General features: G+C 42.5%; 16 protein-coding genes. 9 read left to right on the forward strand and 7 right to left on the reverse strand.

Going from position 1 to position 16,255, the window contains the following annotated elements:
* Positions 1–366: 366 nt before the first annotated feature.
* The 3 genes from thiI to pomA all read right to left on the reverse strand — a co-directional run bounded on the left by thiI (position 367) and on the right by pomA (position 3,743).
* Entirely contained in the window at positions 367–1,815 is a 1,449-nt protein-coding gene (gene thiI / locus KP803_RS18850) for a tRNA uracil 4-sulfurtransferase ThiI (protein WP_248010400.1), read from the reverse strand.
* A 193-nt stretch (positions 1,816–2,008) separates the two neighbouring features.
* On the reverse strand, positions 2,009–2,968 hold the full coding sequence (locus KP803_RS18855) for a flagellar motor protein MotB (RefSeq protein ID WP_248010401.1): 960 nt from the start codon (positions 2,966–2,968) through the stop codon (positions 2,009–2,011).
* Positions 2,969–2,978: 10 nt separating this feature from the next.
* Complete coding sequence (pomA, locus tag KP803_RS18860; protein WP_248010402.1) at positions 2,979–3,743, reverse strand: flagellar motor protein PomA; 765 nt, start codon at positions 3,741–3,743, stop codon at positions 2,979–2,981.
* Positions 3,744–4,184: 441 nt separating this feature from the next.
* Here pomA and xseB point away from each other — a divergent pair, with 441 nt between their 5' ends.
* The 4 genes from xseB to KP803_RS18880 all read left to right on the forward strand — a co-directional run bounded on the left by xseB (position 4,185) and on the right by KP803_RS18880 (position 8,768).
* On the forward strand, positions 4,185–4,427 hold the full coding sequence (xseB, locus tag KP803_RS18865) for an exodeoxyribonuclease VII small subunit (protein WP_248010403.1): 243 nt from the start codon (positions 4,185–4,187) through the stop codon (positions 4,425–4,427).
* Positions 4,428–4,442: 15 nt separating this feature from the next.
* Entirely contained in the window at positions 4,443–5,327 is an 885-nt protein-coding gene (gene ispA, locus KP803_RS18870) for a (2E,6E)-farnesyl diphosphate synthase (RefSeq protein WP_248010404.1), read from the forward strand.
* Positions 5,328–5,348: 21 nt separating this feature from the next.
* Positions 5,349–7,211, forward strand: a complete 1,863-nt coding sequence (dxs, locus tag KP803_RS18875) for a 1-deoxy-D-xylulose-5-phosphate synthase (RefSeq protein WP_248010405.1) — start codon at positions 5,349–5,351, stop codon at positions 7,209–7,211.
* A 360-nt stretch (positions 7,212–7,571) separates the two neighbouring features.
* A complete protein-coding gene (locus KP803_RS18880; protein ID WP_248010406.1) occupies positions 7,572–8,768 on the forward strand; it encodes an EAL domain-containing response regulator in 1,197 nt (398 codons plus the stop codon).
* An 86-nt stretch (positions 8,769–8,854) separates the two neighbouring features.
* On the opposite strand, the gene truC is transcribed toward KP803_RS18880, so the two are convergent.
* Positions 8,855–9,574 (reverse strand): tRNA pseudouridine(65) synthase TruC, encoded by a 720-nt coding sequence (truC, locus tag KP803_RS18885; RefSeq protein WP_248010407.1) that lies wholly within the window; start codon positions 9,572–9,574, stop codon positions 8,855–8,857.
* Complete coding sequence (locus KP803_RS18890; protein ID WP_248010408.1) at positions 9,559–9,879, reverse strand: YqcC family protein; 321 nt, start codon at positions 9,877–9,879, stop codon at positions 9,559–9,561. The genes truC and KP803_RS18890 overlap by 16 nt, the downstream gene beginning before the upstream one ends.
* An 87-nt stretch (positions 9,880–9,966) precedes the next feature.
* Here KP803_RS18890 and KP803_RS18895 point away from each other — a divergent pair, with 87 nt between their 5' ends.
* Positions 9,967–11,007 (forward strand): DUF3549 family protein, encoded by a 1,041-nt coding sequence (locus KP803_RS18895; RefSeq protein ID WP_248010409.1) that lies wholly within the window; start codon positions 9,967–9,969, stop codon positions 11,005–11,007.
* An 80-nt stretch (positions 11,008–11,087) separates the two neighbouring features.
* A complete protein-coding gene (locus KP803_RS18900) occupies positions 11,088–11,387 on the forward strand; it encodes a DUF3301 domain-containing protein (protein WP_248010410.1) in 300 nt (99 codons plus the stop codon).
* On the opposite strand, the gene KP803_RS18905 is transcribed toward KP803_RS18900, so the two are convergent.
* Positions 11,347–11,853: a GNAT family N-acetyltransferase gene (locus tag KP803_RS18905; RefSeq protein WP_248010411.1), complete on the reverse strand. Its 507-nt coding sequence runs from the start codon at positions 11,851–11,853 to the stop codon at positions 11,347–11,349. The two genes, KP803_RS18900 and KP803_RS18905, sit on opposite strands and share 41 nt — an antisense overlap.
* Positions 11,854–12,663: 810 nt before the next feature.
* Here KP803_RS18905 and KP803_RS18910 point away from each other — a divergent pair.
* Together KP803_RS18910 and KP803_RS18915 are read left to right on the forward strand one after the other, a co-directional pair.
* A complete protein-coding gene (locus KP803_RS18910) occupies positions 12,664–12,954 on the forward strand; it encodes a hypothetical protein (RefSeq protein ID WP_248010478.1) in 291 nt (96 codons plus the stop codon).
* Between the two features lie 2 nt (positions 12,955–12,956).
* Positions 12,957–13,403 carry a YaiI/YqxD family protein gene (locus KP803_RS18915; protein WP_248010479.1) on the forward strand — a complete coding sequence of 149 codons (447 nt, stop codon included), beginning with the start codon at positions 12,957–12,959 and terminating at the stop codon, positions 13,401–13,403.
* A gap of 126 nt (positions 13,404–13,529) precedes the next feature.
* Here KP803_RS18915 and KP803_RS18920 read toward each other — a convergent pair whose 3' ends face one another.
* Entirely contained in the window at positions 13,530–15,119 is a 1,590-nt protein-coding gene (locus KP803_RS18920; RefSeq protein WP_248010412.1) for an AbgT family transporter, read from the reverse strand.
* A gap of 360 nt (positions 15,120–15,479) precedes the next feature.
* On the opposite strand from KP803_RS18920, the gene tsaA reads away from it, so the two are divergent.
* Positions 15,480–16,175 (forward strand): tRNA (N6-threonylcarbamoyladenosine(37)-N6)-methyltransferase TrmO, encoded by a 696-nt coding sequence (gene tsaA, locus KP803_RS18925; RefSeq protein ID WP_248010413.1) that lies wholly within the window; start codon positions 15,480–15,482, stop codon positions 16,173–16,175.
* The last annotated feature ends 80 nt before the right edge of the window (positions 16,176–16,255 follow it).

The following is a 16,255-nucleotide window of genomic DNA, read 5'->3' on the forward strand; positions in this document are numbered from 1 at the left end:
TAGCGGCTAGAGAAATTCTATATTTCATCCCGCAGCGCTAGCCTGAACGGCTTAATTCTCTCCAGAATTAATTGGTTAGTTGTTGCGATGTTGTGTTTGCAAACTCGTTTTTCGAGTTAGGTAGATTTCTACCAATATTTTGTTTGGGTTACCCCAAAACAAAATCAACTTCCTGTATTTTTGACCTGTCTGTCAAAGAATTTTTCACCGCCTTATTAAAGGCGGTGTTTTTTTATCTGTCCAATTCAACTTTCCTAGCAATCGATCCAACCTTAAATAGTAGGCATAAAAAAAGCGCAAACCGCTTTTACGATTCACGCTTTAATTTCACGACACCAAATGGCGCTAGAAAGGCCTTAGGCTAATCTATGGGCGATATACTTTTACATTGCTATAGCCTTGCTCTTGCAAGTACAGCGCCTGTAAACGGCTCATTACGCCTCTATCACAGTATAGAAGATACTCTTTGCTCTGATCTAGATCGCCAAACTTAGTGCCAAGCTTAAAGAACGGGATGTGTTTCACTTCCACGCCATCAATTTCTAATGGGTTACCGTCTTCTTCTTCAGGGCTACGAATATCAAGAACGATAGCACTAGAGTCTGCTTGTTGAACATGTTCAACTTCAGGCGCCGCTTTTTCACTCTCTTTGGCGATATCACGAATATCCATCACACGAGCATTCGTCACTACATCGTCTAGAATCGCAAAGTCAAACTTGGCTTCTTCCGCTTCAAGCTTACCTTTTACCGCTTTCACTGTTGGCTTCTTAGAAATCACACCACAGTACTCTGGCATGGTTTTAGCGAAATCTTCGGTTCCAATCTCACGAGCAACATCAATGATGTCTTCTTTATCCCAGTTAATCAGTGGACGAAGAATTAAAGAGTCAGTCACGTTATCGATGTGGCGAAGATTAGTCAGCGTTTGGCTCGACACTTGTCCTAGGGCTTCACCGGTTACTAATGCTTGGATACCGAATTTCTCGGCAACCTGACCAGCTGCACGCATAAACATACGCTTGAGCACAACGCCCATTTGACCGTCATCGACTTTTTCTAGAATCTCAGCCACAACAGGATCAAAATCAACAGAGATAAATTTAACCTTGGCTGACGAGCCATATTTGTTCCATAAGAAGTGTGCGACTTGCTTTACGCCAATCTCATGAGCAGGGCCACCTAAATTAAAGAAGCAGTAATGCACTTTAGATCCGCGCTTGATGTGTAGGTAACTTGAAACACCGGAATCAAAGCCACCAGAGATAAGGCTAAGCAGATCTTCTTGAGTACCAAGAGGGAAGCCGCCTAAACCTTTATGACGTGCAATCACTTGGTTTAGTTTCTCGTTAGCAATCTCAACCTTAACTGTGACCTCTGGCTTAGTCAGTTTAACTTTTGCACTCTCAACTGCTTGGTTTAAACCACCACCAACGTAACGCTCAAGCTCTATTGAGGTAAATTCATGCTTACCACGACGCTTTGCGCGTACAGAAAAGGTCTTACCCTCAATGTTTGGACGGTTGAGTTCAAGCACTTGCTCATAGATATCGTGCAGATCTTTAAATTCAGATTGCTGAACTTCTAAAGAGTGATGAATACCAGGCGTGTGCGTCAGTACTTCAAGCGTCTCTTTATAAAACTGATCCGTTTGAGCAGTCACTTCAATATGATCACGACGGTTGAATACCGCGACAGATTCAGTGCGACTCTGTAAAACGTTGCGAATATTACACTCAAGAATCCTTGTGAAGCGCTTACGCACAGAATCACTTTTTACAAAAATTTCTGGATGGGGCTTAACAATAAATTTCATACTTCACTTCACAGGTTGAACGCTTTCGCAACGTGGCTATTGTATTTTCAATCTTCAAATTAGAAGAGAAATAAAATAACCGCTCTATAAGGGCGCAAGATTATACACGAGGTCACAGACATAAAAAAGGTGAGCGTCATGCTCACCTTTTCTCTTTTTCTTAACAGCGACAATTTATCAGCGAAACCAAGTACTAAGGTTCTTGGGGTATCGATGGGACTTCGTCACTATACAAAGGCTCACCTTGCATAATACTGATTTCAACTCGGCGATTTCTAGAACGCTGAACAGCGGTATCATTAGGCTCTAATGGATCAGTATCAGCCATGCCCCTTACTCTCAAACGTTGATGCGAGAATCCACGGACCTTCTCCATCTCTTGTGCGACCGATACAGCACGCTGGGAAGAGAGATCCCAGTTAGAGCGATATAGCTCTGAATCCAAACGTTGATCATCGGTGTGACCTGAGATTCGAACTATACCTGGTACATCTCGAACCAGTTCCGCAATCTGGCGAACCAAAGGTCTAAACTTAGGTTGTAAGAAAGCAGAGCCTTCTGGGAATGCCCCTTTCTCTCGAATTCGGATGACAATCTGCTGCCCTAGATTTTCAACCTCAATCGCCCCTTCTGCAATTTCTCGTTCGAGCGCCTTCTTAATCGCCTCTTCAAGCACCTCTAACTCTTGAGACTGCGCCTGAGCTTGTTGTTGCTGTTGCTGCTCTTGGGGATCGGTATTTTGATTATCTTTGGTTGAGCTTTCAGGTGACTTACCACCCGTTTGTTTACCCTTATCCCGCTGATTACCACCGGCCCTATCAGACTCTCCTTCATGAAACTCTAAGGTCTGCTGGGTAATATCGATAGTTTGCTGCATGATAACATCAATAGGTGTGGGCTCTGGACGACCCGGTCTAAATTCCTGAGCAATAATACTGGTGCCTTTCGGGATGTCTTTTACTTCAAGGCGGTTTTGCACACCAAAAGCAAATTTCATCGAACCTGCTATCTGTTTAAATTTCAGTACGTCCATCTCTGAGAATGATAGCAGCAGTACAAAGAAACACATCAGCAGTGACATTAAATCAGCAAAAGTCCCCATCCAAAGGGGGAGCCCTGGAGGGGGGCATTTACAGCTTTCTTCATCATCCATACTGAATTCCTTACTCGCTATCTACATCAAGAGCACGTTTACCTTCGTGGAGGTAATTCTTAAGGTAGCTGTCGATAACGCGTGGGTTTTGACCATCTTGAATCGCTAATACGCCATCCATAATCAAACGTCGGTTAAGCTTCTCTTGTTCACGCCTCAACGAGAGTTTGTCAGCAATAGGGAAAAACACCATGTTAGAAAGAATGGCACCGTATAACGTGGTCAAAAGAGCTACTGCCATCGCTGGGCCGATAGATTTAGGATCATCCATGTTTGAAAGCATCGCAACCAGACCAACCAGTGTACCGATCATCCCCATTGCAGGGGAAACATCACCAAAGGCTCTAAAAACACTCGCGCCAAAATCATGACGTTCATCGGTTAGCGCGATGTCTTTCTGCAATGCTGCACGAACCACATCCGCATCATGACCATCAACCAACAGGTCGATCCCTTTTTGCATGAAACCATTGGTAATTTCCATCTCTTCGAGTGCTAAAAAGCCCCCTTTACGAGCAGCGTCTGCCATCTCTACAACTTTAGCAATCAGATCTTCAGGCTCATCAGCTTTAAACATGAAGGCTTTTCCGGCGATTTTAGCCGCCCCAAAAAACTGCCCCATCGTAAACTTCATCAATACAACGAAGGTAGAGCCACCTACAACAATCAAAACAGAAGTGACATCAACGAACATCATGATACTTCCGCCTAAAATCATCGCCATGATGACAAAGGCAAAACCACCAATGAGTCCTAATAGCGTTGCTAAATCCACAAAGCACTCCTCATGCTATTTATTAGCGAATATGAGATTTATACCAATCAAAAAACAGACAAGACGAAGGTTTAAGTTAACTCGCTTCAAAATTCGTAAAAATTGGTATTATTTCGTCAGTTAAATTAGTTATCGGCCCGATCATAAGATCTTTAACTAAATTATTGGAATTCCTTTCAAAGTATTTCGCCACACAGATCAATTTATCACGACATTATGGCTAGATTTTTATCACAATTGCCGTTAATTGTATCAATATGGCGTCACACTATTCCATTGATACCTGTGTCATACAATCTTTGATGTATAGATTAGGTATAGAGAAGAGACCGTTTAAGCTCCACTTTTCTAACAATTTCTTTTGGTTAAATTTGACCATAACCACGCCCTGAGGTAACTTTCGTCCATCTTTCTCAACTAGACAGCTAAACCAGACAAATTATGGCGAGCAAAAAACCAGAAAATATGTCGTTCGAAGCGACCATCGATGAACTCGATACCTTAGTTGATCAGTTGGAAAATGGTGATTTAGCACTTGATGACGCATTGAAGAAATTCGAACGCGGCATTGCTTTAGCCCGTTCCGGTCAAACCAAATTAAGTGATGCTGAACAACGTGTCAGCATCTTGCTCCAAAATGACGACGAAGCGCCACTCAGCACTTTTGAGTCTCCTTCAGAATAAGAGTGAAGATCCGTTATGATTGAAGCGTTAACCGCTTATCAGCAACAGAATAATCGCATTCTTAATGCATGGTTAGATCGTCTGCCACACCAAAGCCAAACTCTTATTGAGGCCATGCGTTACGGTCTACTGCTTGGTGGTAAGCGAGCAAGACCTTTTCTTGTTTACGCGACGGGACAAATGCTCGGCTGTGAACAAAATGAATTGGATACCCCAGCAGCTGCGATTGAATGTATTCATGCCTATTCATTAATTCATGACGATCTTCCCGCAATGGATGATGATGAATTGCGCCGTGGACAGCCAACTTGTCATATCAAATTTGATGAAGCAACCGCTATTTTAACCGGTGACGCACTGCAGACGCTTGCTTTCACTATCTTAGCGGAAGGTGAATTAGCGCAAGACGCAGAAAGCTTACGAATTAAGATGATTCAATCTCTTGCACACGCTTCCGGTGCACATGGCATGTGTATTGGGCAGTCATTAGATCTCGAAGCCGAGAATCGACAGGTTAGTTTAGAAGAGTTGAAAGAGATTCATCGCAATAAAACAGGGGCATTGATAAAGTGTGCGGTTCGATTAGGGGCACTTGCCGCTGGAGAAAAAGGCGTTCAAGTACTGCCTCAGCTTGATAAGTTTGCTGACGCTATCGGCCTTGCCTTCCAAGTCCAAGATGACATCTTAGACATCATTGGCGATACTGAAACACTAGGTAAGCCACAAGGCTCAGATCAAGAATTGAATAAAAGCACTTACCCTTCGCTGTTAGGGTTGGACGGTGCGATAAATAAAGCGCACACTCTATTGAATGAAGCCCTTCAAGCACTCGAAGCGATTCCATACAATACTAAAACACTTGAAGAGTTCGCAAAATACGTCATCGAACGCAAGAACTAAACATAATAAGCACGCAAAACTATGACTCTTGATATTTCAAAATATCCAACATTATCACTGGCCAATACGCCAGATGAATTACGAAGCCTTCCTCGAGATACGCTACCTAAGCTGTGTGACGAGCTTCGTTCTTATTTATTGAACTCAGTGAGCCAATCAAGTGGCCACTTAGCATCAGGCCTTGGTACTGTTGAGTTAACAGTTGCTTTGCACTATGTCTATAACACTCCGTTTGACCAGTTAATCTGGGATGTAGGCCATCAAGCTTACCCACACAAGATTTTAACTGGACGCCGTGACCAACTCTCGACCATTCGTCAAAAAGAGGGGCTACACCCTTTCCCTTGGCGTGAAGAGAGTGAATACGATACCCTTTCCGTGGGCCACTCTTCAACGTCAATCAGTGCTGGTCTAGGAATGGCGATTTGCGCTGAAAAGGAGAATAAAGGCCGTAAAGTCGTGAGTGTTATTGGTGATGGTGCGATTACTGCAGGCATGGCATTTGAAGCGATGAACCACGCTGGTGATGTTCACTCTGATATGTTGGTTGTGCTTAATGACAACGAAATGTCTATCTCTGAGAACGTTGGCGCCCTCAATAACCATCTTGCTCAAGTGCTTTCTGGGAATCTATATACCTCTATTCGTGAAGGCGGTAAAAAAGTGCTTTCAGGTGTCCCTCCAATTAAAGAATTGGTTCGACGCACCGAAGAGCATCTTAAGGGTATGGTGGTACCGGGTACTCTGTTTGAAGAACTTGGTTTTAACTATATAGGCCCAGTTGATGGTCACGACGTTAACGAACTCATCAAAACATTAAAGAACATGCGTGAGCTAAAAGGCCCGCAGTTCCTACACATCATGACCAAGAAAGGGAAAGGCTACGAGCCAGCAGAGAAAGACCCGATTGGTTACCATGGTGTACCGAAATTTGACCCAAGCCATACGAGTCTGCCAAAAAGCAGTAATTCAAAACCAACATTTTCTAAGATCTTTGGTGATTTCCTTTGTGACATGGCAGCGCAAGATCCTAAATTAATGGCAATTACGCCTGCAATGAAGGAAGGATCAGGCATGGTTCGCTTTGCCAAGGAGTTCCCGAAACAATTCTTTGATGTGGCGATTGCCGAGCAGCATGCCGTTACACTTGCGACAGGTATGGCAATAGCAGGTGATAAACCCATCGTCGCTATCTACTCGACGTTCTTACAGCGTGGTTACGATCAACTGATCCATGATGTCGCTATTATGGATTTGCCTGTGATGTTTGCCATTGACCGAGCAGGCCTTGTTGGTGCTGATGGTCAAACCCACCAAGGGGCATTTGATTTAAGCTTTATGCGTTGTATTCCTAATATGACCATCATGACACCAAGCGACGAAAATGAGTGTCGTCAAATGCTGTATACCGGCCACCAACACACAGGCCCTAGTGCTGTTCGTTATCCACGTGGTAATGGTCTGGGCAGCGAAATACACGCTGAGTTTAGCGCTCTTAAAATCGGCAAAGGCCGTACACTTCGTCAAGGTGAGAAGGTAGCTATTCTAAACTTTGGTACTTTCCTCCCTGATGCTCTGGAAGCGGCTGAAAAGCTTAATGCCACAGTTGCTGATATGCGCTTTGTTAAGCCTCTTGATGAGACATTGATTGAAGAACTGGCTGCTAGCCATGATGTACTCGTCACTCTAGAAGAGAACGTGATAGCAGGTGGTGCTGGCGCTGGTGTAATTGAGTTTATGATGAGTAAGAAATTACTTAAGCCAGTTTTGAACTTAGGTCTTCCTGACCGATTTATCCCTCAAGGCTCACAACAAGAGTTGTATGCAGATCTTGGGCTTGATTCTGACGGTATTGAAACCTCAATCAGAGGCTATTTAGCTTAATCTGTTTATTTTTCAACTCTCATTTTTGCCACGACATTACACCTATAAACGAAGCCATTGGCTTCGTTTTTTCTTTCTACTAATGAAATAACTCAACGACCTATTCAAGCAAGCGAAGTAAGAAAATAATCAAAAATAGTGACCAAACTTGTGACTCATTACATTTCAACCCCTTCCAACCTTATGCGCAAAGGCGCATATTGATACAAAACCATTCACTTGACCTTGTATTTTCTATGGCTTCTACTAATTTATAAGTAATTAAAATCAGTCAAAGTAACTGTGTAAAAGGCTTATGTAATACAAACATAGAATCGTGTTGCGAAGAACAACATGGCATATTGCTAGGTAGGTGTAAGAGTGAGTAATAAACAAATTGTAGTCATTGATGACTCCAAAGCTATGCTTGTGACAATAAAAAGCATGTTTTTAGAGCTTGGTTATACTAATGTCGTCACATCCTCAGACCCCGAAAAAGCGCTCCAAAACATTCGTAATAATCCTCAACATTATCTCGCTGTATTTACTGACCTTAATATGCCCAACCTAGACGGGATGGCAATCATTAAGGAGTTAGGAAGTATCTCATTTAAAGGTGGCATTTGTATCATTTCTCAAATGGAGACAAGGGTCATTAGGTTAGCGTCAGAAATCGCTAAACAGCATCGAGTCCATCTTATTGGTAACATAGCTAAGCCTGTTGACCTCAATTGCATCAAACAAGTGATGACTAAATTACAGCAAATTGAAGAAAGAAAATTTGTTCATTACCAAAAAATGTCAAAAGATGAGCTAAAGGAATGCATCGAACAAAACTTGATCACTCCTTATTATCAGCCAAAGATCGACACACATAATAGCCAAGTCAAAGGCTTAGAAGTATTAGCCAGAATTTGTAAGCCCGGTACCCCTAATGCCATTTTACCTGGGGCTTTTATACCCACTGCGATACAATTTGATTTAATTAATAACATCACCCTACAAATCATTAAGAAATCTCTAAAAGCCTTTCCTGCTTTAACCAAAGAATTTGGTCAAAATATCAGCCTCAGTATCAATCTATCTCCGAGTCAATTAACCAGCGTTGAGCTTCCGAAAAAACTGGATCATATTCTAAAAAAAGCAGGGGTAGAAAACTCGAGAATAATACTTGAAATAACAGAAGAGTTTTCACTTAAAACGACTGAGCAACTGGAATCGTTAAATCGTTTTCGAATGTTAGGTTTTGGTCTTTCACTGGACGACTTTGGTACGGGCTATACCAACATTCAGCAACTAAGAAGTTTACCCTTTACCGAAGTCAAAATTGATCGCAGCCTTATCTCTAACATCCATTGTGATAAATTTAATCAAGTGGTTGTTAAATCACTGACTGAGCTTTGCCCAGAACTTGATATGAGGTTAATTGCGGAAGGTATTGAAAATGTAGATGATCTTACATATCTAGAAATTAATATGAAACATATCGATATGCAGGGCTTTCTTCTTTGTACACCGAAACCCTTTGATAGCTTAATTCGTTGGTATCATAGTTGGAACTTAACTATGACAAACTAGTGGCAATATCGTTATAAGCTTGATATATACGATTAGAGGCGAGTCATGTTCGGGTAGCTTAAACCAGCTACCCACCGAGCGTTAGATCACCAACCAAATTCCATTAATAACTTTTTCCATGTGTCATCAAAATTAGCCTTAAGCACTACCTCTTTTTTCGTCAATGGATGAGTAAATTTGAGCTCCGATGCATGTAACATCAATTGGTACACATCGTAGTTCTCTCTGAAAAGACGATTATGCTTTCCATCACCATGAGTCGTATCACCTACAATTGGGTGCCTTAAGTGCGCCATATGGCGACGAAGTTGATGCTTTCGCCCAGTTTTTGGTTTCATTTCCATCAAACAATAGCGGCTCGTTGGGAACCTTCCTGTTGAATATGGTACTTCTACTTTGGCTAAAGGTTGGTAAGCCGTCACCGCGTCTTGAGCTTCTTTTTCTTGAGTCGCAAACTTATCGGCAATTTTGTCTAGTTCTACTTTCAGTGGGTAATCGAGTACATCCCCCTCCTCTATCCAACCACGAACAATCGCGTGATAAGTCTTTTCCATCTCATGATTGGCGAACATCGGCATGACTTGTGAAGCCACTTCACTCGACAGTGCAAATACAAGAACGCCTGAAGTTGGTCTATCTAACCGATGTAGCGGAAACACATGCTGACCAATTTGATCACGCAGAGTCTGCATGACAAATTGAGTTTCGTGTTTATCTAACCAACTTCTGTGAACCAACATTCCCGCGGGTTTATTAACGGCAACCAGATACTCGTCTTGATAAATTATCTCTAACACGGTTGGCATACCTTATCTATTTTCTGAGTCACCTTAATCACGCCTTGGCATTGCGGTGCTTCTTGCCATGCTTGTTCAAAATAGGGCGCCATCGAAAACCCACTAGGTAATTCCCCACCTTGCTCTAACATTACCCGTATTTTAGGAATAAATATCCACTGTAACCACTGCTCGGGATCGAGTGTGTCTAGGGCAAAAGGCTGCTCACTTTGTAACACTTGTTCAGAAGGCATATTTGTTTGCCATAGCTGATTTTTCTCTAGCTCTTGCTGCAGTTCATCGAGCAAAAGAAGAAGTTGTTCAGATTGGGTCATAAATCACCCTGAAATTTGTTAATGGACCTTGAAATTACGCACTAGGATACCATGTTATAAGCAAAGAAACTTAAGGTCATTATCTCCATGGAACTGATTCATACACTTACAGAGCTGCTAGAAAACAGCGGCTGCCAATATAAGATTTTTGATCTGGGTCGCCGTATCAAAACGATAGAGAACAAAACGTTTTCTCGAGTAGAAAAAGGGCAGCAACCCTACCCTTACCCGCTTCAACGTAAAGCTCACTTAGCTATCGCGTATTGGAATGAAGAACAACAGCCATGGATCTGGTTCTTAAAGTTTGAGCTTGATGAGCGCGGTTTGTTTAAACAAGCCGAAGTTGGAAACTTCTTAAAATATGTTCTTGAAGCCATGGGATCGCGTATCAACCAAGAGATGAGCGAAGAGCAGCAAGAGAAGCTCTCTAATAACCCTTATACGTTTAAACCAAGCGAAGACAAAATGGCGGTATTCAACAGCCAAATTCGTGCAGAATTAAACCTTGCTTGCAGCCAGTACTATGAGCATGCTCAGCACTACTTTACCGGTGACCTCGGCTGGGACAACTGGCAGACTGTCGGTTTACAAGGAATCACCGATCTTTGTGCTCGATTAGGCCAGTCCCAAAACAATGTTCTCGTTCGTAAAGCGCTGCGTCATCTGCCTAATGAACCGCTTTACGCATTGCTTGGCGCCTTAGAGCATACCGATCTATCGGAAAAACTCGCGCAAACCATCGCTGAAATAACCACTCAAAAGATATCGGAAGACCAACCTGATCTGTTTTTAATCTCAGCGCTTTGTCGAGCTTTATCAGGGGCCGATCGTTCAATCTCTCTACCGGTCATCAATGCCATTTTAGCGAGCCCACGCTTAAGCCACCAAGAAGTATTGATTGGAGTTGCAGGTCGCGCTTGGCACTTATTATCAGAACCAAAAGTGGCAGAGCTATTTCTATTGAGACTTGCACAAAGTGGTAATCAAAATCTGTTTAATCAGCTGTTTTCCGACCTAGTCATGCTACCGGAGCTTCGTTTAGTGCTGTTACCACTTCTACACTCTAATCCATCAGAAGAGCTGACCAATGCGCTGCTGCTCCTACAGCAATCCACTCGGGCATCCTAATCAGTTAGGTGGTTGCTCAAAATCACCCGAGTACTTTGGGTTAGTAAAAAGCGATATGTAGGTTTAGTAGAAGGAGAACTATGATTAATAACTTGATGGCTATCGTAGGCTTAAGCTTAGTCTGTTTCCTATTTTGGCAGCAAAGACGACAAGGTGAGTTAGCGAAAAATGCAATAGAGAGAAAATGTAAACAACTTGATTTGCAATTGGTTTCGGTGGCGCTTGGGCAGCATAAATTGAGAACACCTAAAGGCGATTGGCGTTGGTATACAGTGTATCACTTTGAGTTTTCAGCACTTGGTGATGATTGCTATCAAGGGGAGTTAATGATGAGTGGCTTTAGGCCATTGAACTTTCACTTGCCACCACATCGGATGTAAGCTCATATTCGTAATACGGACCATGAAAATCTTGGTTTTCACCCACTTGTTGGAAACCAAGTTTTTTGAGCAATTTGATTGAGGCGGTATGATGAGTATTCGCCGTCGCAATGACTTTGTTTAATGACAGCTCGCGATAAGCTTTAGGTAGAAATGCTTTAAGTGCTTCCGTTGCTAACCCTTCCCCCCAATAGGCCTTATCCAAAATAAAACCTAATTCAGGCGTTGAATCCAGCTGAGAAATAAAGATATGGCCAATATACTCACGATTATAGTTATCTAATATCGCCATACAGTACATCGATTTATCGTTTAATACTCTCTCAAACAACTCTCTCGCTGAAGAGACTGTATGTGGACCATTCATCTCCGCGCGATTCTTCACACAACAGTGCAGCATCAGAAACTCTGACTGCAATGATTCACTGTAGGGAAGTAACATCAAACGACGGGTTACTATGGTCATATCTAATCCTTGATAGCGACTCGAAAGTCTAATTTCCACGCTAGAAAATGTAATACTTAATTGAGGAGCGAAAAATAAACTAACTGATGGTACGAAGCATTGATCTAGGTTTATTTTCTGCCCTGTTAATGACTTTTATATCAAAAGAATAGGCAACCAAGGATGAAGGTAAAAAAGAAAAACCCCGATACTCGCGTATCGGGGTTATAGTCTTACTCGCAGCAGTCCGGCTACTCGTTAGTGCTCCATGCATCATCCATAATAGTGGCTGAATCCATCAGCATTTCCATACGTCGCCGTCCTAGCGGTGTCCTAATCATCCTGATCGCTAACTATCCTAGTCAGCACTCATCACTTGTTCCTTGAGCGGTGTCCTTTGCATCATCCTAATGCTGTCCTTGCCTCTTCCTAGAGGTGCAGCTACCATCCTCGCAACTGTTGTATCCGTACAATGTCCTTCGCTTCCTGCTGACCGCTTTCCTAGCCGTCATATCTTCTTCCTGAAGATAACCAAATCCTTGGTTGTTCCTGTTCCGTGTTGAACTCCTTTCAACAGGTTCTAATTTACGTGATTTCCCAATTTAGACAATACACCCGACTTTTAATTATTATTATCGTCACAACAAGAATTACAAATAAATATAAAAATCAAAAAGTTAATCAACTTTGCACTAATATATGCGGCGTTATAATGCTGTTCTCTTACGTGTTTTGTAAGAGATCTCTCACACGCAAGTGCCCATTTTGAGATTCGCCAAATTACCGAATAGAAAGTATGATGTTTTCAAGAAGATTTAAGAGGAACAAATGATGTTAACTCAAAATATCACTGATGAACTGACCACTATTTTGTCGAGCCTTGCTCAAGAAGGAAAAGAACCGACAGTCGCGTTAGTAAAAGCACGTTTAAGCACCTCTGTCCCTATACCTGCGCTAATTACTGCGATCAAAAGTTGGAAAGCCTCTAATCGAGTTCCAAAAGTAGAAGTCGCTAAAGCAACAGTAACTGATCAAGACAAGCTCACTCAGTTGGAGCAACAAGTTTCAATGCTTCTTAAACGTGTCGAAGTACTAGAAGATAAACTAAACGAGAAATCATAATGATGAAGATTTGGGTTGATGCCGATGCGTGTCCAAAAGTGATCCGTGAAACCATTGTACGTGCGGCTGAGCGTACTGGTGTCGAATGTACATTCGTCGCAAACCATGTCGTTCCAGTGCCAAAGCGTGCCAATATTCATTCTCTGCAAGTCCCCGCTGGGTTTGATATTGCTGACAACGAAATTGTACGTAGAACCAATGCCGGGGACTTAGTCATTACCTCTGACATCCCTCTTGCCGATGAAGTAATTACAAAGGGAGCTTTGGCTCTGAATACACGCGGTGAACTCTATACGACTGAGACCATTAAAGCGCGCCTCAATATGCGCGATTTTATGGATACACTACGCTCAAGCGGTGTTCAAACCGGCGGCCCAGCCACACTGTCTCAAACTGACCGACGCGAATTTGCCAATCACCTAGATAGAATTCTCGCTAAGCGAAAATAACTGCCTTCACTGCGTCACTCTTTTATTCTCGCCACTCTCCTATTTAAAGTACTCATTTCCGATATATTAAGTACATAAAAAAACCTGCGAAGTTCGCAGGTTTTTTATTTATTTCATAATCATTGACTATGGCGTGTAGTAAGTTTCAGCGCCAGGGCCAACTGGTAAACCTAGTAGGAATACCCAAATGTAGAACATTAAGCTCCAACCCACCATGAATACGACCGAGTAAGGCAGCATGGTTGAGATAAGCGTACCGATACCTAGATTCTTCATGTAGCGAGTTGCAACAGCAAGAATAAGACCGAAGTAGCTCATCATTGGGGTAATGATGTTCGTTGTTGAATCACCAATACGGTAAGCCGCCTGAATCGTTTCTGGTGCGTAGCCTACTAGCATCAACATAGGAACAAAGATAGGCGCTGTTACCGCCCACTGAGCAGATGCAGAGCCGATCATTAGGTTAATGAAGCCACACATTAGAATGAAAGCGAAGAACAGCATTGGACCTGTTAGGCCAATGTTCTGTAGGAAGCTTGCACCACCAACCGCAAATACTTGACCAAAGTTAGTCCAGCTAAAGAAAGCAACGAACTGAGCTGCGAAGAATACAAGAACGATGTATAGGCCCATTGAAGACATTGACTTAGCCATTGCATCAATAACATCACGGTCGTTCTTCATCGTTCCAACAACTCTACCGTATACAAAACCCGGAATAGCAAAGAAGATAAAGATAAAGGCAACGATACTTCTTAAGAATGGAGAACCTGCGATTTCACCCGTTACTGGGTGACGTAAAATGCCATCAGCTGGAACAACCGTCCAAGCTAGTACCGCACTTACTAATAGAACAGCAACACCTGCAAACTTAAGACCTTTCTTTTCAATGTCTGTTAGTTTACCAACTGAATCGTTAGATAAGTCTTCGGCAGCTTCTTCTTCGTTGTATTTACCTAGTTTTGGTTCAACAATTTTCTCAGTAACAAACGCACCAGCAATGGTAATAAAGAAAGTAGAAACAAACATGAAGTACCAGTTCGCTTCAGGGCCAACAGAGTAGCTAGGATCTAGCATCTGTGCCGCTGTCTCTGTAATACCTGACAGTAGCGGATCAACCGTACCGATAAGAAGGTTTGCAGAATAACCACCAGATACACCAGCGAACGCTGCTGCAAGACCTGCTAGAGGGTGACGGCCTAACGAGTGGAACATCATCGCAGCAAGTGGGATAAGTACAACGTAGCCTAGCTCAGATGCTGTATTAGAAATGATACCAGCGAAAACGATGGCAACCGTTACCATACGCTTCGAAGCACCCATTACCATGCCGCGCATTGCAGCAGATAAAAGACCAGAGTGCTCAGCAATCGCTACACCAAGTAGTGCAACAAGAACGGTACCTAATGGTGCAAACCCAACAAAGTTACTCACTAAACTAGTAACAATGCGCTGCAATCCTTCAGCATTCAATAAACTGACAACATGAATCATACCATCAGCAGCACGACCACTTGCGCCTTCTGGGCGAGGGTCAATTACGGACACTTCAAAATAGCCGGCAATACCTGACGTAACGAGAATCGCTACACAGAAAATAGCAAAAAGAGTAATAGGATGAGGTAATAGATTCCCCAAGTATTCTACGGCATCAAGAAAGCGCGTAAAGATCGGCTTTTTTGGTGAGTTTTGTTTAATCGAAGCAGATGAACTCATCTGTTCCCTCCATTGTGTTTGCTTTTAATTTATAATTTGTTTTTTCCTGACCTAACGCTGTCAATACGCAGGGATTCAGCACATTACTTTACAGATCGTAAAAACTGAAGCCTAAACTGTAACAAAAAATGTAAAAATACAGTCTAGTTAACCACCAAATAACAATCACATAGAGTTTATAACTAAAAAAACACAACAAGTTATATAAAAAAAGGTAATTAACACATTGTGAGAATGTCTATAAGTACTTACTCTCCATCTAATTTTGTTAAACTCGAACCACATCAAGAAAGCTGAACGACTTTCTGTTCATATTCGGCTCAACAGAGTCACCTAAAAGACAAAAGTGTGAGGTTACGCGTGTACTCAGTGAAGCCAATTGGAGTGATCCAGACTCCTTATAAAGAAAAGTTTGCTGTTCCAAGGCAGCCGAGGCTCGTACCAAGTGCCACTTCTCGCGTTAAATTACTCGATGAAGCAAACTGCATTGAATCAGTGAGGGGGCTTAGCGACTTTAGCCATTTATGGCTTCTCTTTTTATTTGATAAGAACCTTGAAGCAGGATGGAAACCCACAGTTCGTCCACCAAGATTGGGGGGCAATGAACGCATCGGCGTTTTTGCTTCTAGAGCAACCTTTCGCCCTAATGGTATTGGCATGTCAGCAGTGGAAGTTCGAGGCGTGGTTCAAGAAGGCAATCAGGTGTACATTGATTTAGGCAGTGTCGACCTAGTCGATGGTACCCCGATTATCGATATCAAACCGTATATCCCCTACTCCGATGCAATAAATGACGCAACAGGAAGCTATGCAGAGCAAGAGCCAGAAAAAGTAGACGTCACTTTCACACAAGAAGCCTCAGACTCGCTACAAAACAGCGGTGACCATGTAATGAAAATGAGCGTTATCACTCAAGTTTTATCACAGGATCCTCGACCAGCCTATAAGAAGAATAAAGCCGACAACAAAGAATATGCCGTTAACCTATTCGACTTAAATGTTAAATTCGTCGTTTCACATAACTTAGTGACGGTAACTTCAATAGAACACTTTTGACAAACCCGTTTGACTGCTATTATTGCGGGCTAACACTTTTTCCTATGCCACATCGAACTCGGCAATGACTGAGATTCATG

It is taken from the genome of Vibrio amylolyticus (assembly GCF_023145695.1).
Classification (GTDB): domain Bacteria; phylum Pseudomonadota; class Gammaproteobacteria; order Enterobacterales; family Vibrionaceae; genus Vibrio; species Vibrio amylolyticus.